Source organism: Aeromonas sp. CD (assembly GCF_033349375.1).
Taxonomy (GTDB): Bacteria; Pseudomonadota; Gammaproteobacteria; order Enterobacterales; family Aeromonadaceae; genus Aeromonas; species Aeromonas hydrophila.
In genome coordinates this window covers 2,502,689-2,528,358 of the sequence record NZ_CP137631.1, presented here as the reverse complement: position 1 = coordinate 2,528,358, position 25,670 = coordinate 2,502,689, and the positions used below count along the sequence as shown (strand labels likewise).

18 protein-coding genes are annotated in these 25,670 nt (G+C 63.0%); 8 read left to right on the top strand and 10 right to left on the bottom strand.

Going from position 1 to position 25,670, the window contains the following annotated elements:
- Window positions 1–135 precede the first annotated feature (135 nt).
- The 4 genes from xdhA to R2E40_RS11765 all read left to right on the top strand — a co-directional run bounded on the left by xdhA (window position 136) and on the right by R2E40_RS11765 (window position 7,556).
- Window positions 136–2,454, top strand: coding sequence for a xanthine dehydrogenase molybdenum-binding subunit XdhA (gene xdhA, locus R2E40_RS11780; protein ID WP_042067386.1), 2,319 nt, complete (start codon window positions 136–138; stop codon window positions 2,452–2,454).
- Window positions 2,447–3,325 carry a xanthine dehydrogenase FAD-binding subunit XdhB gene (gene xdhB / locus R2E40_RS11775; RefSeq protein WP_042067385.1) on the top strand — a complete coding sequence of 293 codons (879 nt, stop codon included), beginning with the start codon at window positions 2,447–2,449 and terminating at the stop codon, window positions 3,323–3,325. The genes xdhA and xdhB overlap by 8 nt, the downstream gene beginning before the upstream one ends.
- A complete protein-coding gene (xdhC, locus tag R2E40_RS11770) occupies window positions 3,322–3,807 on the top strand; it encodes a xanthine dehydrogenase iron sulfur-binding subunit XdhC (RefSeq protein ID WP_042067384.1) in 486 nt (161 codons plus the stop codon). The genes xdhB and xdhC overlap by 4 nt, the downstream gene beginning before the upstream one ends.
- A 530-nt stretch (window positions 3,808–4,337) precedes the next feature.
- Complete coding sequence (locus R2E40_RS11765; RefSeq protein WP_318163418.1) at window positions 4,338–7,556, top strand: ExeM/NucH family extracellular endonuclease; 3,219 nt, start codon at window positions 4,338–4,340, stop codon at window positions 7,554–7,556.
- A gap of 136 nt (window positions 7,557–7,692) precedes the next feature.
- Here the strand turns inward: R2E40_RS11765 and R2E40_RS11760 are convergent, their stop codons facing one another.
- Window positions 7,693–8,238: a glycine zipper 2TM domain-containing protein gene (locus tag R2E40_RS11760; RefSeq protein WP_318163417.1), complete on the bottom strand. Its 546-nt coding sequence runs from the start codon at window positions 8,236–8,238 to the stop codon at window positions 7,693–7,695.
- Between the two features lie 504 nt (window positions 8,239–8,742).
- On the opposite strand from R2E40_RS11760, the gene R2E40_RS11755 reads away from it, so the two are divergent.
- Window positions 8,743–8,931: a hypothetical protein gene (locus R2E40_RS11755; RefSeq protein ID WP_017764436.1), complete on the top strand. Its 189-nt coding sequence runs from the start codon at window positions 8,743–8,745 to the stop codon at window positions 8,929–8,931.
- 60 nt (window positions 8,932–8,991) lie between these two features.
- Here R2E40_RS11755 and R2E40_RS11750 read toward each other — a convergent pair whose 3' ends face one another.
- A complete protein-coding gene (locus R2E40_RS11750; RefSeq protein ID WP_318163416.1) occupies window positions 8,992–10,518 on the bottom strand; it encodes a YfcC family protein in 1,527 nt (508 codons plus the stop codon).
- Window positions 10,519–11,153: 635 nt separating this feature from the next.
- Here R2E40_RS11750 and R2E40_RS11745 point away from each other — a divergent pair.
- From R2E40_RS11745 to R2E40_RS11735, 3 genes are all read left to right on the top strand, one after another.
- Window positions 11,154–12,776 (top strand): acyl-CoA synthetase, encoded by a 1,623-nt coding sequence (locus R2E40_RS11745; protein WP_318163415.1) that lies wholly within the window; start codon window positions 11,154–11,156, stop codon window positions 12,774–12,776.
- A 192-nt stretch (window positions 12,777–12,968) separates the two neighbouring features.
- Window positions 12,969–13,667, top strand: a complete 699-nt coding sequence (locus R2E40_RS11740) for a YafY family protein (protein ID WP_318163414.1) — start codon at window positions 12,969–12,971, stop codon at window positions 13,665–13,667.
- A 66-nt stretch (window positions 13,668–13,733) separates the two neighbouring features.
- Window positions 13,734–14,054 carry a hypothetical protein gene (locus R2E40_RS11735; protein WP_318163413.1) on the top strand — a complete coding sequence of 107 codons (321 nt, stop codon included), beginning with the start codon at window positions 13,734–13,736 and terminating at the stop codon, window positions 14,052–14,054.
- Window positions 14,055–14,144: 90 nt separating this feature from the next.
- On the opposite strand, the gene hisIE is transcribed toward R2E40_RS11735, so the two are convergent.
- The 8 genes from hisIE to hisB all read right to left on the bottom strand — a co-directional run bounded on the left by hisIE (window position 14,145) and on the right by hisB (window position 25,657).
- Window positions 14,145–14,780: a bifunctional phosphoribosyl-AMP cyclohydrolase/phosphoribosyl-ATP diphosphatase HisIE gene (gene hisIE, locus R2E40_RS11730; RefSeq protein ID WP_318163412.1), complete on the bottom strand. Its 636-nt coding sequence runs from the start codon at window positions 14,778–14,780 to the stop codon at window positions 14,145–14,147.
- The gene (gene hisF / locus R2E40_RS11725) at window positions 14,773–15,546 is read right to left on the bottom strand and encodes an imidazole glycerol phosphate synthase subunit HisF (RefSeq protein ID WP_024945358.1); all 774 of its coding nucleotides are present in this window, start codon (window positions 15,544–15,546) and stop codon (window positions 14,773–14,775) included. Before hisF ends, hisIE begins: the two co-directional genes overlap by 8 nt.
- Before the next feature lie 180 nt (window positions 15,547–15,726).
- Window positions 15,727–19,698: a PAS domain S-box protein gene (locus R2E40_RS11720; RefSeq protein WP_318163411.1), complete on the bottom strand. Its 3,972-nt coding sequence runs from the start codon at window positions 19,696–19,698 to the stop codon at window positions 15,727–15,729.
- Window positions 19,695–21,848, bottom strand: a complete 2,154-nt coding sequence (locus R2E40_RS11715) for a PAS domain S-box protein (RefSeq protein WP_318163410.1) — start codon at window positions 21,846–21,848, stop codon at window positions 19,695–19,697. The genes R2E40_RS11720 and R2E40_RS11715 overlap by 4 nt, the downstream gene beginning before the upstream one ends.
- Complete coding sequence (locus tag R2E40_RS11710) at window positions 21,841–22,950, bottom strand: two-component system response regulator (protein WP_016350784.1); 1,110 nt, start codon at window positions 22,948–22,950, stop codon at window positions 21,841–21,843. The genes R2E40_RS11715 and R2E40_RS11710 overlap by 8 nt, the downstream gene beginning before the upstream one ends.
- 165 nt (window positions 22,951–23,115) lie before the next feature.
- Window positions 23,116–23,859, bottom strand: coding sequence for a 1-(5-phosphoribosyl)-5-[(5-phosphoribosylamino)methylideneamino]imidazole-4-carboxamide isomerase (gene hisA, locus R2E40_RS11705; protein WP_102988714.1), 744 nt, complete (start codon window positions 23,857–23,859; stop codon window positions 23,116–23,118).
- Between the two features lie 5 nt (window positions 23,860–23,864).
- A complete protein-coding gene (gene hisH, locus R2E40_RS11700) occupies window positions 23,865–24,506 on the bottom strand; it encodes an imidazole glycerol phosphate synthase subunit HisH (protein WP_270826181.1) in 642 nt (213 codons plus the stop codon).
- Window positions 24,506–25,657, bottom strand: a complete 1,152-nt coding sequence (gene hisB / locus R2E40_RS11695; protein WP_318163409.1) for a bifunctional histidinol-phosphatase/imidazoleglycerol-phosphate dehydratase HisB — start codon at window positions 25,655–25,657, stop codon at window positions 24,506–24,508. Before hisB ends, hisH begins: the two co-directional genes overlap by 1 nt.
- Window positions 25,658–25,670: the final 13 nt, after the last annotated feature.

The following is a 25,670-nucleotide window of genomic DNA, read 5'->3' as shown; positions in this document are numbered from 1 at the left end:
TGGGATCTTCTTCACACTTCTTCCCTTTGCTCGCCGCCTTTGCCCCCCGGTTGGCCCGACGTGCCGGAAACGGGCGCATATCTTGCTGTTTTTTATACCGGTTCTGATTTTTTCTGCCTGACAAAGGACTTGCATATGTCCATAGGATTACCGCTCAAGCGGGTGGATGCCGAGGCCAAGGTGACCGGCAGTGCCCGTTATACCGATGACAACATCATGCTCGGCATGCGCCACGCCAAATACGTGCGAAGCCATATCGCCCACGGCAAGGTGCTCACCATCGATGCCAGCGAGGCGCTGGCCCTGCACGGGGTCGAAGCCGTGTTCACCCACGAGGATGTGCCCACCACCTGCTTTCGCACCGCCGGTCACGCCTGGTCCCTCGATGAGACCAAGCGGGACGTGAAAGACCGGCGCCTGCTCACCGACCATGTGCGCCACTTTGGCGATGGCGTCGCCATCGTGGTGGCGCGCGATCCCCTGGTGGCCGAGAAGGCCGCCGCCCTGGTCAAGGTGACCTACGAGCCGCTGCCGGTGATGACGGATGCGGCCAGCGCCCTGGCCGAGGGGGCCTGTCCCATCCACCCGACCGGCAACCTGCTGCGCCAGAGCCAGATCCGGGCGGGAGAGCCGGAGCAGGCCATCGCCGGCGCCGACTTGCAGTTCAAGGGGCACTACCAGACGCCGGTGGTGCAGCACTGTCATCTGGAGACGGTGACCTGCTACGCCTACATGGATCAGCCGGACCACATCATCGTCGTCACCAGCACCCAGATCCCCCAGATTGTGCGTAGCCGGGTGGCCAAATCTCTCGGTCTGCCCTGGTCGAGCGTGCGGGTGATCAAACCCTATATGGGCGGCGGTTTTGGCAACAAGCAGGATGTGCTGGAAGAGCCGATGGCGGCGTTTCTGAGCTACCAGCTCGGCGGCGTGCCGGTCAAGGTCACCCTGAGCCGGGAGGAGTGCTTCTTTGCATCCCGCACCCGCCACGGCTTTGCCATCGATGGCACCCTCGGCATCAGCCGGGATGGCGTGCTCAAGGGGTATCAGCTGGACGTGCTCTCCAACACCGGCGGCTATGCCTCCCACGGCCATTCCATCGCCAGCGCCGGCGCCAACAAGATAAGCTACCTCTATCCGCGCAGTGCCTTTGGCTACGACGCCAAGACCTTCTACAGCAATTTGCCCACCGCCGGTGCCATGCGCGGCTATGGCGCGCCCCAGGTGGTGTTTGCCCTCGAATGCATGCTGGACGATGCCTGCGCCGAGCTGGGTCTGGATCCGCTAGAAGTGCGCATCGCCAACGTGGCGCGCGAGGGGGACGTCAATCAGGTCAACCAGAAGACCATCTACAGCGCCGGCTTGCCCGAGTGCCTGCGCCGGGGCGGCGAGCAGTTCCAGTGGGAACGGCTCAAGGCCGACTGTCTGGCGCAGGATCCGGCGAGTCGGGTGCGGCGTGGCATCGGGGTGGCCTGTTTCAGTTACGGTTCCAACACCTACCCGGTGGGGGTCGAAATTGCCGGCGCCCGCATGCTGCTCAATCAGGATGGCACCGTCAATCTGCAGATAGGCGCCACCGAGATAGGGCAGGGATCGGATACCGTTTTTGCCCAGATGGCGGCCCAGACCTTGGGCATTCCGTTTGAGCAGATCCGGGTCATCTCGACTCAGGATACCGACATCACCGCCTACGACCCGGGCTCGTTCGCCTCGCGCCAGAGCTATGTGGCGGCCCCCGCCATCCATCAGGCGGCGCTGCAGTTGCGGGCCAGAATCCTGTCGCTGGCGGCCCAGCTCTGCCATCAGGATGTGGGGTCGCTCACCCTGATCGACGGCTACGTGGTATTGGCGGGGGCACCGGACAAGGTGCTCATCAGCGTCGCCGAGGTGTCGGTCAACGCCTATTACCACCTCACCATCGGCGGCCAGATCACCTCTGAGGTCTCCCACAAGACCACCACCAACCCGCCGAGCTTTGGTTGCACCTTTGTCGATCTCAGTGTCGACATCGATCTCTGCAAGGTGACCATCAACCGCATCCTCAACCTGCACGATGCCGGCAAGATCCTCAACCCGCAGCTGGCGGAGGGGCAGGTGCACGGCGGCATGGGGATGGGGATCGGCTGGTCCCTGTTCGAGGAGATGATCATCGACGCCAAGACCGGCGTGGTGCGCAACCCCAACCTGCTCGACTACAAGTTCCCCACCATGCTGGATTTGCCCGAGCTTGAATGCGACTTCGTGCAGACCTACGAGCCCCAGTCGGTCTATGGCCACAAATCCCTGGGGGAACCGCCCATCATCTCGCCGGGCCCGGCGATCCGTAACGCCATTCGCATGGCGACCGGGGTCGCCATCAATGAGCTGCCCATCACCCCCAAGACCCTGTTTCGGGAGTTTGTCGCGGCGGGTCTGATTGGCGAGGGAGCAGGGGAGGAGCAACGCCATGTTTGATATTGCCCGTTACTACAAGGCCCACAGCGTGGCCGAGGCAGTCGCCCTGCGCCAGGCCGACCCCGAGGCGCGGCTCTTAGCCGGTGGCACCGATGTGATGATCCAGCTCCATCACCTCAACGCCGCCTATCGCCATATCGTCGATATTCACGACTTGCCCGAACTCAAGGGGGTGAGTGAGCTGGCCGACGGCGCTATTCGCATCGGCTCTGGCACCACCTTTACCGAGCTCATCGAAAACGAACTGGTGCAGCGCCGCCTGCCAATGCTGGCCGAAGCGGCCGCCACCATCGCCGGCCCGCAGATCCGCAACGTCGCTACCTATGGCGGCAACATCTGCAACGGCGCCACCAGTGCCGACTCGGCGGCGCCCACCGTCGCACTGGAAGCAGAACTGGAAATCGCCGGCCCCGATGGCACGCGCCGCATCCCCATCGCCGGCTTTCACACCGGCCCCGGCAAGGTTGCGCTGCAACCGGCGGAGATCCTGGTGGCGTTTCACTTTGCCCCGGACGCGCACCCGCAGGCGGGCTCCCACTACTTCAAGTATGCCATGCGGGGTGCCATGGACATCGCCACCATCGGCTGCGCCGCCTATTGCCAGATTGAGGATGGTCACTTCAAGCGCCTGCGGCTCGCTTATGGCGTGGCGGCCCCGACGCCGGTGCGCACCCCGCACGCCGAAGCGGCGGCCGAGGGGCAACCGCTGACCCGGGCGACGCTTGCGGCCATTGCCGAGGCGGTGGTGGCCGACGTGGCGCCGCGCTCTTCCTGGCGGGCAGAGAAGGAGTTTCGCCTGCACCTTATCAAAACCCTGGCGCAGCGGGTGATCACCTGCGCCGTCGAACGTGCCGGAGGCAAGATCCTATGATGCAACCGCAAAGCTGTCCCACTGTTGCGATCCAGTGCGAGATCAACGGCAAACCCTATTCCTATGCGGTGTCGCCCACCATGTCGCTGCTCCACTTCCTGCGCGGGCAGGGGCTCATCAGCGTGAAAGAGGGGTGCAGTGTCGGTGAGTGCGGCGCCTGTACCGTGCGGGTGGATGGCACGGCCATCGACAGCTGCCTCTATCTGGCGGTCTGGGTCGATGGCAAATCCATTCGTACCGTGGAGGGAGAGCGGCAGGGCAACGAGCTCTCCGACGTGCAGCAGGCCTTTATCGACGAGGGGGCGGTGCAGTGCGGCTTTTGCACCCCAGGGCTCGTGATGGCGAGCGCGGCCCTGCTCGACAAGACCGAACGCCGTCCCTTGAGCGAGGCGGAGATCCGCCGCGGCCTGTCGGGGAATCTGTGCCGCTGTACCGGCTATCAGAACGTGGTGCGGGCGGTGAAAAAGTGCTGCAAGGGGTGATGGGGTTGCCCCTCGTCTTGCTCATCAAGCCGCCGTTTGGCAGCGAGATGACAGCGCCTGAAATAGGCCGGGAGGTTATTTTCATTCGGCCGCTCAAGCGCGCATCCCGTTATTTCGGGCGGGCAATGGGGGGCGCCCATCCGGTGTCGCCCACCTGTTCGCCTGAATAATAAGCAATCGGCTGAGTGCGGCAGCCGGTGGGGTGGCAAGCGACTGTTTTTACGTGATATGTCAACTTGTGTCGCCATCTTGTGCGCCGCCTTTGCCTATTGGCGACAGCAAATACCGGCGGGCGGGAAATAACGGAAAATAATGGCAAGGGGTCTGAAAAAAGCCTCCTTTTTTGTCACCTGGTCGCAACATTTTTCTGTAATTGTTAGCCAGCTCGCGGCGACCCTTCGCGAAAACGGGCAGAGTAGGCGCCATGGTCGGCGAAGGCCGCCATGATGCGCAATCAGGGTTGTAATCAGGTGCTGCGGCCCGCTTGGCGGGGCGCAAAACATAACATCAAAAAGAAAAAGGAAACTGGCATGTCAGGAAGACACTCTCTGGTAGCGCTGGCCGTCGGGCTGGCGCTGGCGGGACCGGCACAGGCACAGCTGCTCATCAGCGAATACCTGGAAGGCTCGGGCAACAACAAGGCGGTGGAGCTAAGCAACCTCGGCAGCGACCTCGTCGATCTCTCCCAATACCGGTTGGCGCTCTACGCCAACGGCAAACCCATCAGCGAATCACCCACCAACAGCCTGGCGCTGCAAGGCACGCTGGCCCCGGGCGCCACCCTGGTGCTGGCCAACCCTTCCGCCAGCAGCGAGATCCTGGCCAAGGCCAACCGCACCAGCGGCAACCTGGTGTTCAACGGTGACGACGCCCTGGTGCTCTATCGCGGCAGCGAGATAGTGGACAGCTTCGGCCAGGTCGGTGTAGATCCGGGCACGGCCTGGGTGTCGGGCAACGTCTCGACCCTGGACATGACCCTGCGCCGCAAGGCCACTGTCACCACGGGTCGGACTGATGCAACCGCCCCCTTCGATCCGGCGCTGGAATATGTAGCTGCCCCGAAAGATGACGCCAGCGGCCTGGGTTGCAGCGGCGATGGCTCCTGCGATGGCACTCAGCCGCCCGCCTTCGTCTGCCCGGTGGACAGCCTGGTGCCGGTGCCCGCCATTCAGGGCCCAGGCACCAGCAGTCCGCTGGTGCCGGCCGGCAAGTTCGAATCGGAACAGGCCTATGCCACCCGCGGCGTGGTGACCCAGGTGGTGAGCGGCCTCTACAAGGGCTTCTTTATTCAAGATGAGCAGGGGGACGGCGATCCGGCCACCTCCGACGGCCTCTTCGTCTACAGCACCAAGGCCAACGCTGCCATCGTGCCGGGCGCCGAGGTGTGCGTCTCGGGCAAGGTGAAAGAGTATTTCAACCAGACCCAGCTCAACGCCGACGAGCTGGTGGTGACCCGGCCGCTGGGGGCCATCCCGGCCGCGGTGGATCTGCTGCCGGTGGCGGGCGAGAGCCTGAGCCAGCTGCTGGAGCGTCACGAGGGGATGCAGGTACGGCTGGTGCCGGGCTCCAGCCTGGTGGTGACCCGCAACTTCAGCTTCGATTACGACGGCAAGCGCAACAACCTGGTGCTGGCCTATGGTGCGCCGCTTATCAAGTCGACCCAGAAATTTGCCGCCATGAGCCAGGAGGCGAGCAACTGGGCCCTGCGCAACCAGCAGAACCAGCTGGTGGTGGAGACCGACGCCAAGGCGCCGGACGGCGTGCTGCCCTGGTTCCCCGGCTTCAACGCCGAGGATGGTTACCTGCGCATCGGCGACAAGCTCAACGGGCTGGAGGGGGCGCTTGGCTACTCCTACAACCTGTTCCGACTGGTGGCCAGCAACCGCATCGACGCCAGCCAGATAGATCACAGTGGCTGGGATCGGGTGGAAACGCCGGAACTGGCCGAGGCGGGGGATCTGCGGGTCGCCAGCTTCAACGTGCTCAACTTCTTCACCACTGTGGTGGGGGGTGATGCCAACCCCACCGGCAGCAACCGGGGCGCCTTGACGGTGGCGGAGTTCGAGCTGCAGCGCACCAAGATCGTCAGCGCCATCACCCGCCTCAACGCCGATGTGGTGGGGCTGATGGAGATCGAGAACAACGGCTACGGCGACAACTCCGCCATCGCCAACCTGGTGGCGGCCCTCAACGCCGCCCAGCCGGACGAGGCGGATCACTACCGCTGGATTGCCTCGCCGGATGGCAAGCCGATTGGCACCGACGCCATCACGGTGGGGCTTATCTACCGACCCGCCAAGGTGACCCCGGAGGGGGCCGCCAGCCTCATCGCGCTACCGGTGCAGCAGGCCGAGGCGGTGGATGCCAACGGCAAGCCGGTGACCATCAACCAGGGGATGCGCGAGTCGCTGGTGCAGCGCTTCAGCTCGCCCAAAGGGGATGCGCCGCTGACCCTGGTGGTCAACCACCTCAAGTCCAAGGGTTCCGCCTGCTTCGAGGATTACCCCGACTACGCCACCGCCGATCCGCTGGACGGCCAGGGCCACTGCAACGCGCTGCGGGTCTCCGCCGCCAAGGTGCTGGGGGAACAGCTCAAGGGGTTGAGCGGGGATCTGCTGCTCATCGGCGACATGAACGCCTACGGCATGGAGGATCCCATCCGGGTGCTGACCGACTATGATCCGGCCGCTCAGGCGCGCCAGATCATGAGCGCCTCCTTCACCACGTTGGCGGGTCAACCCTTCGAGGAGAGCGGCAGCGCCCTTGGCAAGGGGTATGGCCTTGTCAACCTCAACACCCGCTTCCACGGCACCGACACCTACTCCTACAGCTACGAAGGGGAGCTCGGCAACCTGGATCACGCCCTGGCAAACCCGAGCCTCGCGGCCAAGGTGATCGGCATCGAGGATTGGCACATCAACTCCGCCGAGAGCAACTTCTTCGAGTACGGCAGCAAGTACAGCGGCCAGCTGGCGAAATCCGAAGGGCCCTTCAGCGCCTCGGATCACGATCCCGTGCTGGTGGCCATCCAGTATCCGTTGCCGCCCGCTGGGGTGATCGAGCTGGAGAGCGCCGCTGCGAACGTGGAGGAGGGCAACACCCTGGCCTTGAGCGTGGCGCGCCGTGACGGCACCTATGGGGAGGCGAGCGTGAGTTACCGCATTGCCTACGGCAGCGCCGATGCCAACGACGTGGCGCCGCTCACCGGCACCCTGCACTGGGCCGCCGGGCAGAGCGACAGCCAGACCATCAGCATCCCGGTGAAGAGCGACACCCTGCGCGAGGGGGACGAGACCTTTACCCTGGAGCTGTTTGACCCGAGTGGCGCGACCCTGGGCGAGCAGCATCAGACCCTGGTGACCATCAAGGACAAGCTGGCGCTGTCCACCATTTCGCTGGCGCGCGCCAGCTTGACGGTGAACGAGGGGCAGTGGTTTGCCGAGATACCGCTGGTGCGCAGCGGCGATCTGAGCAAGCCGGCCCGGGCCCGGGTGGCCCTTGACGGGGTCACGGCGCGCTGGGGACTGGATTTCCTGCCCTGGTTCGGTCAATCGGTGAGCTGGGCCGCGGGCGAGGGGGGCAGCAAGTCGGTCAAGGTGCTGATCATCGATGACTGGTTTGTCGAGCCCACCGAGCAGTTCAAGGTGAGCCTGGCGGCGCTGCAGGGTGGTCAACCGGGCAACCTGCAGGAGACCCGGGTCGACATTCTGGACAACGACAAGTCCTGGTGGCCCTTCGGTCGCCACTGAGGATGACTTCTCAATATAAAAAGGGGCCTGCGGGCCCCTTTCTGTTGTCAGCCACCTTGCTGTTGTCGGCCAGGAGCGCCGAAAACAGCGAGGCCCATCACCAGGATGGGCCTCTGAGCGGGACACGCTGACGGGATCAGCTGCCGCTCTGGGGGCCGTCGATCACCAGCTTGCCATCCTTGACCGGGATGGTGGCGCCGGGGGCCTTGTTCATGCGGATCACCCCTTCCTGACCGGCGAGACGGTAGGTGACGTCATAGCCCAGGGTGCGGGTGCTGCTCTCCTGCACCGTCTTGCAACGCTGCTCGGTGGTGGTGTAGGTATCACCGGCCTGCATGTTGCCCTGTACCTGGTTGCCGGCATAGCCACCCGCCATGGCGCCCGCCGCGGTCGCCACCTTCTTGCCGTTGCCGCCACCAAACTGGTTGCCAAGCACGCCGCCCAGCGCCGCGCCGACCACGGTACCCAGGATCTTGTGCTCGTCCTGCACCGGTTTGCGGTGGGTCACGGTGACGTTGCGACACTCCTGACGGGGGGTCTTGATGGTCTCGGTCACCGCTTTGCTGGCCAGCACTTCGGCGAACTGAGGCTGCGATGAAAACAGGGATCCGCTGGCGGCGGCTGACAAGGCCAGCGCAGAGGCCACACCGATCCCGACTCCTGCCAACATGGATTTGTTCATTTTCTCTTCTCCTCAAATGCATCACGGGATGCGTCTCTTGCTTGCGCTCATCTTGGCACAAGGGCAAGGAGGCACAAGGCAAAGCCGGTACGGGCACGACAGCCCCTGACTGCACCGAAAAGAGCCTCGTCAAAAAGGTGTCGGGCTTTGGCGACAAAGGCGGAAGGAAGGCAGCAAAAGCGATCTGCGAGTGGCATTTTGCGATTCAGGTGGGCCTATTTTCCCATTTTGCGCCAATCTGTTGCCACCACCGGCTGGCGCAGTGGCAAACAAGGTGGGCCTCGTCGTCAACAAGGGCCAGTCAGGGCGCGCCAACCGCTTGATAAATCACTGTTGCCAGGATGGCTGGCGGCCGATAACAGATCACGGCAAGCATTATGCTTGCTCTGTTGGCAGAGAGGATCAATCGCGCGTCTCTGGCGGCCAGCACCCATGTGAGCCGGCAGGCGCCACCCGCAGTCAGGCCAGTTCGGCTGCGGTCATCCGGTCAGCAAGGGGGTTCATATGTCGATGCTGCCAAGATGGATACAACCGGCCGTGCAGGCCGGCATCATCACCCGGGAACAAGCCCAGCGGCTGCTGGACTCCCTCTATCAACCCCTCTGTGAGACGGCGCAGGAGCTGCCCGCCGACCTTGCCGACATCAGCCTCAAGCTCTTCTGTTTTCGCCAGCAGCATAGGGTGCGCCACTAGTTTTCTCAGATCTGCGCCCTGGGTAAGGCATGACCCCCGCCGGGGTGGGGGCCATGTGCGCTAGATCAGCATCACCTGCGCCACCAGCATCAGGGCGCCAAATCCCAGCACGAAGCCCACCATGGGCAGCACGAACCTGACCCACTGGTTGAACTGGATGCCGAGCATCTGCAGGGTGACCAGCACCAGCCCGGTGGGGGCCAGGAACAGCATGGCGTATTGTCCCCAGTTGTAGGCCGACACCACGATATAGCGCGGGATCATCACGGTATCCGCCAGCGGCGCCATGATGGGCATGGAGAGCACCGCCAGCCCAGAGGAGGAGGGCACCACCAGCCCCAGCAGGGTGAACACCAGCATCTGGGCCACCGCAAACACGGCGCCGTGCATGCCGGCCACCAGACTGGAGGCATAGGCCAGGATGGTGTCCGAGATCATCCCCTGATCCAGCACCAGGTTGACCCCGCGCGCCAGCCCGATGATGAGCGACACCGCCACCAGTTCCGATGCCCCTTGGGTGAAGGCTTCGACCGCCTCTTTCTCTTTCAGGCCCGAAATGAAAATAATGACGATGGCGACGGCCAGGAAGGAGGCCGCCATCTGCGGGAACCACCAGCCAGCCATGGAGACGCCCCACACCATCAGGGGGAAGGCGAGGATGAACAGGGTCAGGATGATCTTGCGGCGCAGGGTGAAGGGGACTTCTTCATCGAGGGATCCCTCTTTCAGGAAGCGAGCCCGGAAGCTCTCTCTGTCCTCATAGGTGTAGGAGAAGGCCGGGTTGGCCTTGATCTTCTTGCAGTACCAGTAGAGATAACCGATCACCACCAGGGTGCCTACCAGACAGCCGACGGCGCGAACGCTCAGCCCCTCGGTAAAGGGGATGCCGGCGGCGTTGGAGGCGATCACCACCGAAAAGGGGTTGATGGTGGAGAAGGTAGTGCCCATGGAGGCGGCAAGGAAGATGGCCCCCACGCAGACGATGGCGTCATAGCCGAGCGCCAGAAAGATGGGCACCAGGATGGGATAGAAGGCGACGGCCTCCTCCTCCAGTCCGCAGGTGGTGCCCCCCAGCGCCATCACCAAGCAGACCAGCGCCACAAACAGGAACTCGTTGCCGCGGGTCTTGCGCGACAGCGCCACCAGCCCCGCACTGAAGGCGCCGGTCTTGTTGATGACGCCGATGAGCCCCCCCAGCACCAGGATGAAGACGATGATGTCGGCCTCCTCTATGGTGCCCTTGACCATGCTCACTGCCACGTCGGAGAGCCCCTTCGGCGCTTGGGCCAGCCGCTCATAGGTGCCGGGGATGGCGATGGGCTTGCGGATGGTGCCGTTGACGAACTGCTCCACCCCGATATTGATGTCGAGCCTGGTCAGCTCATCCTGAGTGGCGGGCACTCGCCGGGTTTCCCCTTGCGGCGTATTGATGGTCAGCATATGGCTGGCGGCATTATAAGAGAGCTTGGCATAGGCGCCCGCCGGAATTATCCAGGTCAGCCCGATGGCCAACAACATGATCAAAAACAAAATGGTAAACGCGGTGGGAAATTGTCTGCGGGTCTGGGTATTCGGCTCGGCACACATAAAATGCTCCTTGATAAAGCAGGTTCGGGCTCGGCGGAATATCGGGTCGATAGGGTTCCTTCGTCATGCAGCGGGAGTGCGCAAACTCACTGGTTGTGGCGCATCGTATGGCGAGAAATCTGGCCTGATATTGAACATCCGGTAGATTGTTTCACCAGGAAACCATAACCCGCCGAGGGGAAGCATGAACAGCGCTGCGGGCCTGCTTTATGGAAGCCGTCACAAAATATATTTCATGAGAAATTTGTCATTAATTTATTGGCAATAAACCGATGCGCTTGCTTATGCCATAAATATCCAGATGACGATGTTTAGAAATACATCGATATCGGCAAGCCTGCAACCTGATATGGCCAGTTTGCATGCAAGCATCAGCATATTCATTATTTTCCGGTTTTTATGCCGAGGATATTGGCCGTCGACATTTGTCGCTGAAAAAACAGGCGCCAGCATGCAGTTCGGTCAGATTATCGTCGCCGGCGCAGCGCCTCTAAGACGTTTTGCTAATACCTGCGACCATCACCTCGCGGTAGGCTGTGATCCCCGATACGAGCACCCTCTGGCAGGACGCCAGAGGATGGTTGCCGGCGCTCCCGGGAGCGCACCGCTTTTGCTACCTGTGAGGAAGGAACCCGATGACAGAGCAGAACATCTATCAGCGCGATCTGGAAAAAAATCCCGCCAATTATGAGGCGCTGACCCCCATCAGCTTTCTGGGGCGGGCCGCCCGGGTCTACCCCGACTATCCGGCGCTGATCCACGGCCCCCTGCGCCAGAGCTGGGCCCAGACCGAGCGACGCTGTCGCCAGCTGGCCTCGGCCCTTCGCCGCCGCGGCATCGGCGAGGGGGATACCGTCTCCATCGTCGCCCCCAATACCCCGGCCATGTTCGAGGCCCACTTCGGGGTGCCCATGAGCGGCGCCGTGCTCAACACCATCAACACCCGGCTCGATGCCGAGTCGATGGCCTTTATCTTCCAGCATGCCCAGAGCAAGGTGGTGCTGGTAGACAGGGAGTTCGGCGCCGTGGTGCGCAAGGCGCTGGCATTGATTGAACACTCGCCGCTCCTCATCGCCATCGACGATCCCCTCTACCGGGAGGGGGAGCTGGTCGGCGACCTCGACTATGAGGCGTTTCTTGCAGAGGGCAATGGGGATGAGCCAGGCTGGTTGCCGCTAGATGAGTGGCAGGCAATTTCCCTGAACTACACCTCCGGCACCACCGGCAACCCCAAGGGGGTGGTCTATCACCATCGCGGCGCCCACCTCAATGCGGTCAACAACGTGCTCTCCTGGGAGCTGCCCAAGCACAGCGTCTATCTCTGGACCCTGCCGATGTTTCACTGCAACGGCTGGTGCTTCCCCTGGACCCTGGCGGCGACGGCCGGGGTGAGCGTCTGCCTGCGCCATGTGCAGGCGGCGGCCATCTATGAGGCGCTGCACGAGCACAAGGTGACCCATTTTTGCGCCGCGCCCATCGTACTCAACATGCTCAACAACGCCGATCCGGCCCTCAAACGCGGGCTTGACCACCCCATCAAGGCGATGACGGCAGGGGCGGCGCCCCCCGCCACCGTGATTGCCGGCATGGAGGCGATGGGGATCGCCGTGACCCACGTCTACGGCCTCACCGAAACCTATGGCCCCTGCGTGCTGTGCGAACCGCAAAGAAGCTGGCAGGGGCAGGATGCCACCACGCTGTCGCGTCTGAAAGCACGCCAGGGGGTGGCCTCACCCCTGCAGGGGGAGATGCGGGTCATCAATCCGGTCAGCGGCGAGCCGGTCCCCCGGGATGGCAAGACCATGGGCGAAATCGTGCTGCGCGGCAATGTGGTGATGAAGGGCTATCTCAAGAACCCCTCCGCCAGCGCCGAGGCGATGGCGGAGGGGTGGTTTCGCAGCGGCGATCTGGCGGTATGGCACCCGGACGGTTACGTGGAGATCAAGGACAGATCCAAGGACATCATCATCTCCGGCGGGGAGAACATCTCCAGTCTGGAGGTGGAGGACGTGCTCTATCGCCATCCCGATGTGGATGAGGTGGCGGTGATCGCCATGCCGGACGAGAAGTGGGGGGAGGTGCCCTGTGCCTTCGTCAAGCTCAAGGAGGGGTGCGAACTCACCCAGGCCGAACTCATTGCGTTTTGCCGCGAGCAGATGGCCCACTTCAAAGCCCCCAAGCGCATCATCTTCACCCCCCTGCCAAAGACCTCCACCGGCAAGGTGCAGAAATTTATGCTGCGCCAGCAGCTGGGGTGACTCTGGCGAGGGCGCCACGCTATCAACGGGCCTGCGGGCCCGTTTTGCTTTGCGAGATGCAGGAAGCAAGGCCTCGCCGGTAGCGGTTGCCAGCCAACAATACGTGCCTTTCGAGCCCGTCCCGGCTTACCATGGCCGGCATGTCCCGCCAGCCTGAGGATACCCGTGAGAAAATCGGATCGACTGTTTCAATTGACTAACTTGCTGCGGGTCCATCAGCCCTTAACCGCCCGCGAGCTAGCGATGCGGCTGTGTGTCTCGGAGCGCACTATCTACCGCTATATGGATGACCTCTCTTTGGCTGGCATTCCTGTTTATGGTGAAGCCGGGCTGGGCTATCGGCTGAGCGAGGGGTTCGAGATGGCCCCATTGCAGTTGAGCGCAGCCGAGCTGGAGGCCCTCATCACCGGGGTGAACCTGGTGGCGGTGCTGACCGGCAAGGGGATGGCCGATCCGGCCCGCTCCCTGCTCGCCAAGATAGAGGCCGCACTGCCGGCACAGGGCATTCAGGCGGACCGCGACCCCGTGGTGCGGGTGCCGGACTATCGCACGGCGCATCCGGTATACGCCCGCTGGGATCAGTTGCACGAGGCCATCACCGCCGGCCGCTGGCTGGAAATCGGTTACCAGGATGCCAGAGCCAGCAAGACGGGCCGCCATATCTATCCCCTCGGACTCTTTTACTGGGGCGGATGCTGGACGCTCGGCGCCTGGTGTGCGCTGCGTCAGGCCTATCGGGATTTCAGGCTGGATCGCATCGATACCCTGGCACAGTGCCGTTCGGGAGAAGGGGCACCTCTTGGCGTGACCCTAGCCGATTACCTCGCCCTGCGGCAGTCGGACGAGTTCACCCATGCGCGCAGTGGCGCTGAGACGACAATTCAGAACTGACACAATGCTGTCAGTAGCCCTTCGTTATGCTGTTTTCTCCAGACCATCCACAACGGAGAAAACAAGATGATCATCAAGGGCAACATGCAAGGGGTAGGGGGCGTCGAGTTTGCCACTTTCAGGCTCAAGGAGGGGGTGACGGAGGCGGATCTGCTCGCCTTGGCACACAGGGTCGAGTCCGAGTTTCTTGTACAGCAATCCGAGCTCATTGTGCACTGCCTGCTGCGCGGCGCCGACGGCCTCTATGCTGACCTGGTGATGGCCCCCAGCCAGTCACTGGTCGAAACCTATTGCCAGCAGTGGCTGCACAATGCCGTGGCAGGGGAGTACCTGAGTCTGCTGGATCATGACTCGGTGAACATGAGTTTCTGGACCCGCATCGGCTGAAAGAGGCGTACAACCTGCCGGCTCCGTGCCGGTGGTGGCCGTAAAACAAAACGGGCCTGATGGCCCGTTTTGTCGATATGAGTTCAACGATTATTTGTTGTGGCGCTCATACAGCCGCTGCACCACATCCTTCAACGCCAGCCCTTCGTTTTGCAGCAGCACGGTGAGGTGGTAGAGCAGATCGGCGGATTCGTTGATGAGCTCCTCCCGATCCTTGGCCATGGCCGCGAGCGCTACTTCCACACCCTCTTCACCCACCTTCTGGGCGATGCGCTTGGTGCCCTTGGCATAGAGGCTGGCGGTGTAGCTGGTGGCCGGATCCGCGCCTTTGCGTGCTGCCAGGATCTGCTCGAGCTCGGCCAGGAAGCCAAGCGGCGGTAAAGGATGGCCGTCAAAGCAGGAGGGATTGCCCAGATGGCAGGTGGGGCCGACGGGGTTGGCGGCGATCAGCAGGGAGTCCTGATCGCAGTCGGTGGTGATGGCGACCAGCTGGAGCACATGGCCCGAGCTCTCCCCCTTGGTCCAGAGACGCTGCTTGCTGCGGCTGAAGAAGGTGACCTGGCCGGTTGCCAGGGTTTTATCCAAAGCTTCCCGGGTCATAAAACCCTGCATCAGCACTTCGCCGCTGGCGGCATGCTGGACGATGGCGGGGATCATGCCGTCACATTTCGCCCAGTCCAGGCGTTCGGCGAGCGACTGCTCGTTGTTTACTGCTTGATTATTCACGGATGGCGACTCCTTCGGTTTTCAGCCAGCGTTTCAGTTCGGGAATGGGGATAAGGCCTTTGTGGAATACGGAGGCGGCCAGCGCCCCGTCCACGTCGGCGAGGGTGAAGGCATCGCGAAAGTGCTCCATGGCACCGGCGCCGCCGGAGGCAATGAGCGGCACCTTGCAGACGGCCCGCACCAGCTTGAGTTGCTCGAGATCATAGCCCTGGCGCATGCCATCCTGATTCATCACGTTCAGCACGATTTCACCGGCGCCACGCTTTTGCACCTCCTCGACCCAATCGAGGGTATGCCAGGCGGTGGTGCGGGTGCGGCTCTCGTCACCGGTAAACTGCTTGACCTGATAGTGACCGCTCTGCGCATCAAAATAGGAGTCGATGCCCACCACCACGCACTGCACGCCGAAGCGCTCGGCCAGTCGGGTGATGAGGGTGGGATCGGCCAGCGCCGGCGAGTTGATGGAGACCTTGTCGGCCCCGAACTCCAGGATCTGGCGGGCATCCTCCACGCTCTTGATGCCGCCGGCGACGCAGAAGGGGATGTCGATGACTTCGGCCACCCGGCTTACCCAGCTCTTGTCCACCACCCGCTCATCGCTCGAGGCGGTGATGTCGTAGAACACCAGCTCGTCGGCCCCTTCGCTGGCGTAGCGACGAGCGAGCTCGACGATGCCGCCCATCACCTCGTGATTACGAAACTGCACTCCCTTGACCACCACGCCATCTTTGACGTCGAGACAGGGGATAATACGCTTTGACAACATGCTCGTTGCTCCATGTAAAGCACTGTTAAAACTAACGTTGTTGCCAACGGGCCCAGGGGCCCGGCGGCGAGTGAAAAAGGTGGCTTGCATGCTTTAACAGCGGGTTCCTGAGCGGGAAAAAGAGACCCGAAACGGGCGGCGTCTTCACTCGGGGGAGTACCACTATATGCACGACTTTATTCAGTGATTCAACCCTTTATCCAGCTTGTTCGCGCCCTGATGCCGGCTGGTGCCAGCAGGCGCCTGGCCGCTCAAGCTTAGCTGAGAGCCATCTGTTGCCAGCAGCTCACGAAGGGTGAGCAGGGCACCATCAAAATCAAACACTTTCAGCTGGCGAGCCAGGATCTCGCCTGGCGTCCCCAAGGTGAGCAGCAGGGGGGCCGCGTACTGCTCAAACAGCGGGATCACGGCGGTGTCGCTCTGCACCAGCAACTCCTCAATCTGGCGCAGCAGCTGTTGTTGCCAATGGCTGCCAAGCGGCGCGGCGCTCGCGGCGGGGCGGGGTTCTTCCTCCCCCAGCAGACCCGGCAGTTCGCTGAGGAGGCGATCGATCGGTGCCATCCGCTCGGCCAGGGTCTGGCTGTTGTTGGCCAGATCCTGCTCCAGTTGTTGGCTCTGGGCGGCCAGTTCCACCAGCCCAAGGGTGCTGGCCACCCCGCGCAGGGTGTGGAGCAGCCGGCTGGCGGCCGGCCTGTCGCCAGCATGTAGATGGCTCTCCAGCTGCTGCATGTCCTGACTGTGCTCGCTGGCGAAGTGGCGCAGCAGGGCGACGTATTTGCTCTGGTTGCCCTGCAGCGCCGCCAGCCCCTGTTGCAGATCCAGCCCGGGCAGATTTTGCAGGCGGGTGAGGGGGCCAGTCAGCAGGTCGGTCGTCCGCCGCTGGTATTTGGGGGCGGCGGCCGTGCTGTGGGGCAGCCACTGCTGCAGCGCCTCGAACAGCTTGGCGGGAGTCACCGGTTTGGCGATGAAATCGTTCATGCCGGCGGATTCGCAGGCCTTTCTGTCCTCTTCAAAGGCACTGGCGGTCAGCGCCAGAATGGGAACCTGCTCCCAGCCCGGCAGGGCGCGGATGGCCCGCGTCGCGCTGTAGCCATCCATCAGCGGCATCTGTATGTCCATCAGGATGAGATCGAACGGGTGCTGGCTGACGCGCTCCAGCGCCTCCTGACCATTGACCGCCGTCTCGATGACGAGACCGCTGTTGTTGAGCAGCTCCAGCACCACCTCGCGGTTGATGGCGTTGTCCTCCACCAGCAATACCCTGGCGTGGTTGGCAAAGAAGAGGGCCTGCTGCACCGTCTGCTCGAGCGCTGCCGGTTGCTGCGGTTCGCCCTGACCCACAGCGAGGCGGGCGGTAAACCAGAAGCAGCTGCCCTTGCCAAGGGTGCTGGTGACCCCGACTTCCCCGCCCATCAGGGTGGCAAGCCGGCTGGTGATGGCCAGCCCAAGGCCAGTGCCGCCATATTTGCGGGTGGTGGAGACATCCGCCTGTTCGAAAGCCTGGAACAGCTTTTCGTTCTGCTCCGGGCTGATGCCGATGCCGGTATCTTCCACCTCGAAGCGCAGCAGATAGCCGCTGGCAAGCGGGTAATCCACCCGAACCCGCAAGGTGACCGAACCCTGCTCGGTGAACTTGATGGCGTTGGCCGCGTAGTTGAGCAGTGCCTGACGCAGGCGGGTGATGTCGCCATGCACCCAGGCCGGGGTATCACCGATGTCGACTATGATGGTGAGCCCTTTGGCGCGAGCCTGCTCGCTCATCAGGGCGCTGACGTTGTCCAGCATGGCGGTAAGGGAGAAGTCGCTCTGCTCCAGCGCCATCTTGCCTGCGTCGATCTTGGAGAGATCCAGGATGTCGTTGATGATGGTGAGCAGGTGCTGGGCGGCGTTGTCGATCTTCTCCAGTCGATCCTGCTGGGTGTGATCCGGCGTGTCGCGCTTGAGCAGGTAGGTGAGCCCCAAAATGGCGTTCATCGGAGTGCGGATCTCGTGGCTCATGTTGGCCAGGAAGGCACTCTTGGCGCGGTTGGCACTCTCCGCCCGTTGATGGGCCTGAGCCAGCTGCAGGGTGCGTTCGTTGACCATCTCCTCCAGGTGGTAGCGGTACTGGTCCAGCTCCTCGCCGAGCTGCTTCTGCTCGGTGATGTCGGCCTGCACCGTCACGTAGTGAGTGACGGCCCCGTTCTCCTGGCGAATGGGAGAAACGGTGGCAAGCACCTGATAGTGGGAGCCGTCCTTGCGCCGGTTGATGAACTCGCCGTGCCAGCGCTGGCCGCGCTTGATGGCATCCCACAGGGCGATATAGGTGGCCTTTGGGGTGAGGCCGGAGCGCAGCAGGGAAGGGGTCTGCCCTATCACCTCGCTCTGCTGGTAGCCGCTGGCGGCTAGGAAGGCGACGTTGACATATTCGATGCGGGCCTGGGTATCTGTGATGAAGACGCCATCCGGGCTCTGCTCCAGGGCCAGTGAAAGCTGGCGCAACTGCTGCTCGGCCTGCTTGCGCTCGGTGATGTCGAGGTGGATGCCGAGCAGGCGCAGCGGGCGCTGCTGGGCATCCCGGTAGATGCTGCCCTTGCTGCTGAGCCAGCGTACATCGCCGTTTGGTAGCAGGATCCGGAATTCGATCTCGATGGGTTTGCCGCTTGCCGGCAGCTCGGCCAGCAACTTGTCGAGGCGGGGCTTGTCGTCCGGGTGCAGGCAGCTGTGCCACTGCTTGAACTCGCTGAGCTGTTCGGCGCTGCGGCCATAGAGGCGGGCGCATTCGGGCGAGAAGAAGAGCCGGCCGCCCTGCATGTTCCACTCCCAGATCCCGACGTGGGCACCTTCCTGGGCCATCAGCAGCCGCTGCTCGCTCTCGCGCAGGGCACTGCTGGTGGTTTCGGCGCGGATGCGGGCGCTGATGGCGTCGTCCATCAGGTTGAGTGCCGCCAGCCTGGCGCGGCGCTGTGTATCGAGGGCCACCTGCTGGTTGTGCAACAGTTGCTGCTCGGCCAGCTTGCGTTCGGTGATGTCCTGCACAGTGCCATACAGCTCGACGATGGTGCCGTCGTTGGCGCGCAGGGCGGCGCCGCGGGCGATGATCCAGACTGGTTCGCCCTGTTCGTGGATCACCTCGGCATCGCATTCGTAGGGCAGGCCATCCTGCAGACAGCGCTCGACCGACTGGGCGATGGCGCGCCAGCCATCCTGGGTAAAGTACTTCCTCACCTCGGGGTAGATGGCCGGGGGCAGGGAGGGATCGCGGCCATAGATGCGGTAGATCTCCGGCGACCAGAAGTGGCTGTCATCGGCGATGTTCCAGCGCCAGTTGCCGATCTTGGCCAGGTGCTGGGATTCGCGCAGGATCCCCTCGTTGCGACGCAGCGCCTCTTCGGTCTCCTTGCGCTGCTGGTGATCCTCGATGACCGAGATGAAGTAATCCGGTTTTCCCTTGAGATCCTTGACCAGCGCCACCGTCAGGGTGATCCAGAGGACCTCGCCGCCCTTGCGCAGATAACGCTTCTCCAGGGTGTAGTGCTGACGTTCGCCTGCCAGCATCTGGGCCACGTAGGTCTGATCGATGAAGAGATCGTCCGGGTGGGTGATCTGCTGGAAGGTCATGCCCATCAGCTCGTCGGCCTGGTAGCCCAGCATGTCGCACAACCGCCGGTTGACCCGCAGCCACTTGCCGTCCGGGGAGACCAGGGCGATGCCGACTGCAGCCTGCTCGAAGGTAGCCTGGAAGCGGGTCTCGCTCTGTTGCAGGCGGGACTGGATGCTGCTGAGCTCCTGCCAGCGCTGGGTTTCCCGGGCGCGGGAGCGGTGCATGGCCGCGCTGAGCAGGCTGATGAGAACGCCGTTGGCGATCAGAATGCCCCACTGCACCAGATCCTGCCCGGCGCCGATGCGCAGCTCATGAAGCGGGGCGAGCAGAAAGTAGGTAGTGAGCAGACCGCTCACCAGGGTACAGAGCAGGCCGGGCAGCAGGCCACCGAGCAGGGCGCAGACGGTGATGGGCAGCATGAACAGTACCAGCAGCGGCCGCTCGCCAAAGGCGATGGGCAGCTGGACCCGGATCTGCAGCATCAGCACAGGCAGCAGCACGGCCAGCAGGCAGACCCCCCAGCGCTGTCTGGGTTGGCGAGGATGCCACAGTGAAGACCAGCGCGTCATAGGGACTCCTCCGGCGGGGTGGGGGCCTGCGGATAGGGGGGCTGTTGCCCAAGCTGAAGTGACAGCTCGTTGATCTTGTGCTTGAGGGCCAGCATGGCCAGCTCCCGGTCCACCATCACCTTGTTGAATCGCTCCAGTTCATTGTTTTGCTGGCGAAGCTCGCTGGCTTGACGGGTAAGAGCCTGCTCGACCTGTTCCCGTTCGGTGACATCGAGCAGCAGGCCAAGCACGGCGGGCTGGCCGCGATAATCGACACGGCGCCCATAGAGCTCCATCTCGATATTCTGGTGGTCGTGGTGCAGGGCTGTGAAGCGGGTGTGGATCTCGCTGTCTTCCTGTTCGCAGCGCTGCAGCTGCTCAGCCACCCTGGCGCTGTCTTTCGGACTAGCGAGGGCATGCAGGGTGCCAATTTTGAGCAGGGTGGCGGTCGAGGCGTAGCCGAACAGGCGGGCAAATCCTGGGTTGATGTAACAGAGCTGGCCCTGCTGGATGATGTAGATGCCGGCCAGTGACTGTTCCACCAGGGCGCGAAACAGCCCCTCCCGCTCACGCAGGCCCGCTTCGGCCCGCTTGAAATCCGTGATGTCGCGAGAGATGCCGAAGATGCCTATCACCTGGCCATCGCTGTCTTGCAGCGGCCCCTTGGTGGCGAGGAACACCCGCTCGCCGCCTGGCAGGGTCAGGTACTCCTCCTGGGTCTGTACCCGGTTGTTGGCGATCACCTGTTCACCCAGCGCCATCAGCATGCGGGCCTGATCGGGGGGAAAGATGGCCATGTCGTCCTGACCCAGCATCTCGCTGGCCGATTTGCCGACGAACTGGCTGGCGGCCCGGTTGAACAGGATGTATTTGCCCTCTCTGTCCTTGGCGAAGATGGCATCTTCCGAGCTGTCGGCGATGGCGGAGAGCAGTTGCAGCGCCTGCAGGCGGCCGGCCTGGGACTGGCGAACCTGCTCGGCCATCTGCAGCTGGGTGTGCTGGCGCAGCAGCACTATGCCGGTGTTGGCGATGAACAGTACCAGCAGGCCGATCAACCCGATCCAGATACTCTCTTTGAGCTCAGCCCGGTTGAGCTCGGCCCTGTCTATCTTGGCCAGCAGATACCAGTCGGTGCCCATGACCGGCTGTACGGTGCCAAATACCGGCGTGTTGCGGTAATCCTTGCCAAAGAAGAGCGCCTTGCCCTCTTCATTGCGGCTCTGCTGCAGGTACTGGGCTGCCAGCAGCTCCTTGCTGCTGACAGGCAAATGCAGGGTGAGGGCTGAACCGGGGCGATAGCGCACATCGTTGAGAAACTGGATCTGATCGCCGCTACGGCGAAACAGCAGGGCCTCACCGCTGCTGTCCGGCACCGGCCAGGATTTGAGAATGCTGTTGAGCCAGTCACTGCGGCTTATCTGCAGCACGATGAAAGGCGATTTGTCGCCCGTCATGGGGAACGGGGCGATAAAGTCAAGGCGGGCTTGACCCTGTTCGTCCAGATAGGGGCCGACCCGGGTGATGCTGCCGCTTGTTGCGTCCTTCAACGCCGCGCGCAACTGGGCGCTCAGGCCGCCGGCATCCGGGGTGTGCCACAGCAGGTTGCCCTCTGGCGAGAGCACGCTGGCGGCACTGAAGCGGCGAATGGAGATAAATTCGTCCAGTTTGGTCATCAGGTTGACGTGACCGGCCCGGGTGGCCTGGGCTTCGCGATAGAGGGCCGCATATAGCGGGTTTTCAAACAGAATGTGGGCGTCAAATTCCCGGGCGCTGAGCCATTCGGTGATGCGCTTGCTCTTGAGATCGGCAATGGTTTCGAGCCGGGCGGCCTCCTTGTCCTGGGTCAGGTTGATGTTCTGGGCGATGGCCATGGCGGTCAGGGCCAGGATCAGGCCGTTGAGCAGCACGAACGGCAGCAGCTGGCGCCGGGAAGGGGTGGTGGTCACCGTCGGTTGGTCGATGCGCCGGCGCAACATGGTATAAAGCATGGTGGCGGTGATGAGGATGAACAGCCACCCCTTGATGGTGCTGGCCAGCGCGAACTGGGCCGGGGTGCTGAACAGCCACTCCACCGCCTTGTCGGAGAGCAGGATCCACAGGCTTGCCACCGCGGCATAGGTGAGCACGACGTTGAGCACATGGGCTCGGGTCAACGAAGGCTGCTCAGCCATGTCTGGCCTCATTGTCATCCTGATAGCGCTCGGCGATGGCGACGAACTGCTCGAAGTGGTTGTCAAACGCCGTCACCACATCCGGGTCGAAATGCTGGCCGCTGCCGGAGAGGATCAGGGCGCGCGCCTCCTCATAGGGCATGGCCGCCTTGTAAACCCGCACATTGATCAGCGCGTCGAACACGTCCGCCAGTGCCATCAGGCGTGCCGAGAGCGGGATGGCGTCTCCTTGCAGGCCGTCGGGATAACCGCTGCCATCCCATTTCTCGTGGTGCCAGTGGGCTATCTCCTTGGCCAGGGTGAGAAACACCAGCGGCTGCTCGATGTCCCGCTCGGCCTCTTCGATGGCGTCGCTGCCGAGCTTGGCGTGGGTGCGCATGATCTGCCACTCCGCCGGGGTCAGCTTGTCCGGCTTGAGCAGGATCTGATCCGGAATGCCCACCTTGCCGATGTCGTGCAGCGGCGCCGAGCGGCTCAGCAGATCGATGTAGCGGGGGGTCAGGGTGTCGGTAAAACGGGGGTGGCTGGCCAGCGCACAGGCCAGTTGCCTGACATAGCCCTGGGTACGCAAGATGTGATTGCCGGTCTCGGGGTCGCGGATCTCCGCCAGATGGGCGAGCGCCCGGATGGAGACTTGCTGGATGAGGTCGTTCTCGGTCATCCGGCGTGCCACCTCGGCCTCCAGCGCCGCGTTCTGATTCTGAAGGCCGTCGCGGGCCTGTTTGGCCTCCAGCTGGGTGCGTACCCGCGCCTGGACGATGGCCGGTTTGATGGGTTTGGTAATGTAGTCGGCGGCTCCCAGCGACAGCCCGTACTCCTCGCTCTGGGGGTCGGCGAGGGCGGTGAGCAGCACCACTGGAATACGACTGGTTGCAGGGGTAATACGCAGCTGTTTGAGCACCTCATAGCCGTCCATGCCAGGCATCATCACATCCAGCAGGATGAGATCCGGGATTGTCTTGCCAGTGGCGATCCGCAGACACTTCTCCCCGCTCTGGGCGGCGAGCACCCGATAGGTGGGAGAGAGCAGGTCGGTCAGCACCATCAGATTTTCGGGTGAGTCATCGACAATCAGGATGGTGGCGGAGTGAGATGTAAACATAGGTCCTCCGTGACGTTGTCTCAGTGAATTCGAGTATAGAGTCAATTGTTACCAAGTAATAAGGACTTACCTCGATTTACCCCTTGATGAAGAGGCTGCCGGCCGGACGGCCCGGCAGGGAGCCTCTCTCTCAATCGACGTCCTGATGACAATGCTGCGGCTTGCTTACAGGCTGCCATTTCCCCAGCAGGCGATGGCATCCCCTACCGAGAACTTGCCCTCCAGCAGGGCGCGGCCGAGGATGATCCCCTTGACCCCTGAACCCTTGAGCGCCTCGATGTCTTCGATGCCGCCAATGCCGCCAGAGGCCTGAAAGCCGACGCTCGGATAGCGGGCGCAGAGATCCCGGTAGAGCTCGACGTTGGTGCCTGAGAGGGTGCCGTCACGGCTGATGTCGGTGCAGAGCACGTGCTTGAGACCGGCGGGCAGAAAGCGCTCGATCAGCGCCTCGATGGTCACCCCGCTGTTCTCCTGCCAGCCGGCCACCGCGATATGGCGATTGCCCTGGGCATCAATGTTGACGTCCAGCGCCAGCACGATACGCTCGGGGCCGTATTTTTCCATCCAGCTGGCCACCAGGCCCGGCGATTTGACGGCGGTGGAGCCGATCACTACCCGGCTGGCGCCAGCGGCCAAGAGGTCTGCCACATCCTGCTCGCTGCGCACGCCGCCCCCCACCTGCACCGGCGCTTCGGTGGCCGACAGCAGCTGGGCGATGAGGGGGAGCTGGCGCGCCTTGGCATCCTTGGCACCATCAAGGTCCACCAGGTGCAGTTGCACCGCCCCCTGGGAGACATATTCGTCGAAGCGGGCCTGCGGGCTGTCGCTGTAGGCAGTCTTCTGGCCGTAGTCGCCCTGATAGAGCCTCACGACTTGGCCGTTAATCAGATCAATGGCTGGAATAATCATCCTTGTTACAGCTCCAAAAAGTTTTGCAGTAGGCGGGCACCGGCCGCGCCGGAGCGCTCCGGGTGGAATTGGGCGCCAAAGAAATTGCTGTGCTCTGCAACCCCGCCCACGATGGCGGTGAAAGGCTTGCCGTAGTCACAGGTCGCCAGCGTCGCTTCGGTCACCTCCAGCGCATAGGAGTGCACGAAGTAGAAGTAGCTGCCGCTCGGAATTCCCTTGAGCAGATGATGGGTCTCGTCGTGTTCAATCTGGTTCCAGCCCATGTGGGGCAGGCGCAGATTTCCGACCTCCATCAGCCGGATCTTGCCCGGTACTATGCCAAGGCAGTCGATGAGATCGCCTTCACTGCCATCGGCACTCATGCTCTCTTCGGAGGCCTCCGCCAGCATCTGCATGCCGAGGCAAAAACCGAGCAGCGGCTGTTTGGCGGCGCGAATGAGCGGCACCAGCCCGCGCTCGTTGAGGTTTTTCATGGCGGCCACCGCGGTGCCGACGCCGGGCAGGATCAGCTTGTCCGCCCGCTCGATGTCGGCAGCCTCACGGGAGACCCGCGGCTGCACGCCGAGGCGCTCGAACGCCATCCTGACCGAGGCCAGATTGGCACAGCCGGTGTCGATAATGACCAGCTTCTGTTTGCTTATATCCATCACAGCACTCCCTTGCTGGAGGGAAGCTCGCTCCCTTCCACTCGAATGGCCTGACGCAGGGCGCGGCCAAAGCCTTTGAACAGCGCCTCCACCTGGTGGTGGGTGTTGCCGCTGCCCACCTTCATCTGCAGGGTGATGGCCATGGCGTCCGAGAGGGAGCGGAAGAAGTGGGGCACCATCTCGGTGGCCATCTCGCCCACGCTGTCGCGGCCAAAACCGCTTGGGCAGTCGAACACGAAGTAGGGGCGGCCGCTCAAGTCGAGCGCGGTGGCCACGTCCAGCTCGGTCAGCGAGGGGGCCTGGGCTCTGTCATTGGCGCCGTCAACCAGGCGGGGGCGACCGTCGATCACCGCCTGCACCTCGTCCATCGCCAGCACGAAGCCGAAGCGACCGATGCCGCGTTTGTTGCCAAGGGCCTGGCGCAGCGCCTGACCCAGCGCCAGCCCGACGTCTTCCACCGTGTGGTGATCGTCGATGTGCAGATCGCCGCTCACTTTGAGCTTGAGCCGAAAACCTGCATGGGTTGCTATCTGATCCAGCATGTGATCAAAGAAACCGATGCCGGTGGCAATCTGGTTACCGCCGCTCTTGTCGAGATCCACCGCAACCTGAATGCGGGTCTCCTTGGTGTAACGCTCCACCTCGGCCACGCGCCCCTTGGACAGCAGCTGATCACGGATGGCGAGCCAGTCGTGATCCTGCGGGTGGTAGCGGATCCCGCGAATGCCCATGTTGTCGGCCAGTTGCAGATCGGTCTGTCTGTCACCAATCACGAAGGAGTTGGCAAAGTCGATGCGACCGGAGGCGAGATACTCCTTCACCAGCCCGAGGTGGGGCTTGCGGCAGCTGCAGCCGTCGGTGGGGAAGTGCGGGCAGATCAGCACCTGCTCCCAGTTCACCCCTTGCGATTCAAACAGGTGCATCATCAGGTCGTGGGGCGGCTGAAAGTTCTCCAGCGGCAGGCTGGCTGTGCCCAGCCCGTCCTGGTTGGTCACCATCACCAGCACGTAGCCGGCGGCCTGCAATTCGCGCAACACCGGGATCACCATGGGCTCGAAGCGCAGCTTGGCGAGGCTGTCGACCTGCTTGTCGGTCACCGGCTCTTCAATCAGGGTGCCGTCGCGGTCGATAAACAAAAACGGGGTCTTCATCGCTACATCCTTG

What these genes read in the sequence shown, in the direction of transcription:
- xdhA (WP_042067386.1), top strand. Translation starts at nt 136, where the DNA reads ATGTCCATAGGATTACCGCTCAAGCGGGTGGATGCCGAGGCCAAGGTG.
- xdhB (WP_042067385.1), top strand. Translation starts at nt 2,447, where the DNA reads ATGTTTGATATTGCCCGTTACTACAAGGCCCACAGCGTGGCCGAGGCA.
- xdhC (WP_042067384.1), top strand. Translation starts at nt 3,322, where the DNA reads ATGATGCAACCGCAAAGCTGTCCCACTGTTGCGATCCAGTGCGAGATC.
- R2E40_RS11765 (WP_318163418.1), top strand. Translation starts at nt 4,338, where the DNA reads ATGTCAGGAAGACACTCTCTGGTAGCGCTGGCCGTCGGGCTGGCGCTG.
- R2E40_RS11760 (WP_318163417.1), bottom strand. Translation starts at nt 8,238, where the DNA reads ATGAACAAATCCATGTTGGCAGGAGTCGGGATCGGTGTGGCCTCTGCG.
- R2E40_RS11755 (WP_017764436.1), top strand. Translation starts at nt 8,743, where the DNA reads ATGTCGATGCTGCCAAGATGGATACAACCGGCCGTGCAGGCCGGCATC.
- R2E40_RS11750 (WP_318163416.1), bottom strand. Translation starts at nt 10,518, where the DNA reads ATGTGTGCCGAGCCGAATACCCAGACCCGCAGACAATTTCCCACCGCG.
- R2E40_RS11745 (WP_318163415.1), top strand. Translation starts at nt 11,154, where the DNA reads ATGACAGAGCAGAACATCTATCAGCGCGATCTGGAAAAAAATCCCGCC.
- R2E40_RS11735 (WP_318163413.1), top strand. Translation starts at nt 13,734, where the DNA reads ATGATCATCAAGGGCAACATGCAAGGGGTAGGGGGCGTCGAGTTTGCC.
- hisF (WP_024945358.1), bottom strand. Translation starts at nt 15,546, where the DNA reads ATGTTGTCAAAGCGTATTATCCCCTGTCTCGACGTCAAAGATGGCGTG.
- R2E40_RS11720 (WP_318163411.1), bottom strand. Translation starts at nt 19,698, where the DNA reads ATGACGCGCTGGTCTTCACTGTGGCATCCTCGCCAACCCAGACAGCGC.
- R2E40_RS11715 (WP_318163410.1), bottom strand. Translation starts at nt 21,848, where the DNA reads ATGGCTGAGCAGCCTTCGTTGACCCGAGCCCATGTGCTCAACGTCGTG.
- R2E40_RS11710 (WP_016350784.1), bottom strand. Translation starts at nt 22,950, where the DNA reads ATGTTTACATCTCACTCCGCCACCATCCTGATTGTCGATGACTCACCC.
- hisA (WP_102988714.1), bottom strand. Translation starts at nt 23,859, where the DNA reads ATGATTATTCCAGCCATTGATCTGATTAACGGCCAAGTCGTGAGGCTC.
- hisH (WP_270826181.1), bottom strand. Translation starts at nt 24,506, where the DNA reads ATGGATATAAGCAAACAGAAGCTGGTCATTATCGACACCGGCTGTGCC.
- hisB (WP_318163409.1), bottom strand. Translation starts at nt 25,657, where the DNA reads ATGAAGACCCCGTTTTTGTTTATCGACCGCGACGGCACCCTGATTGAA.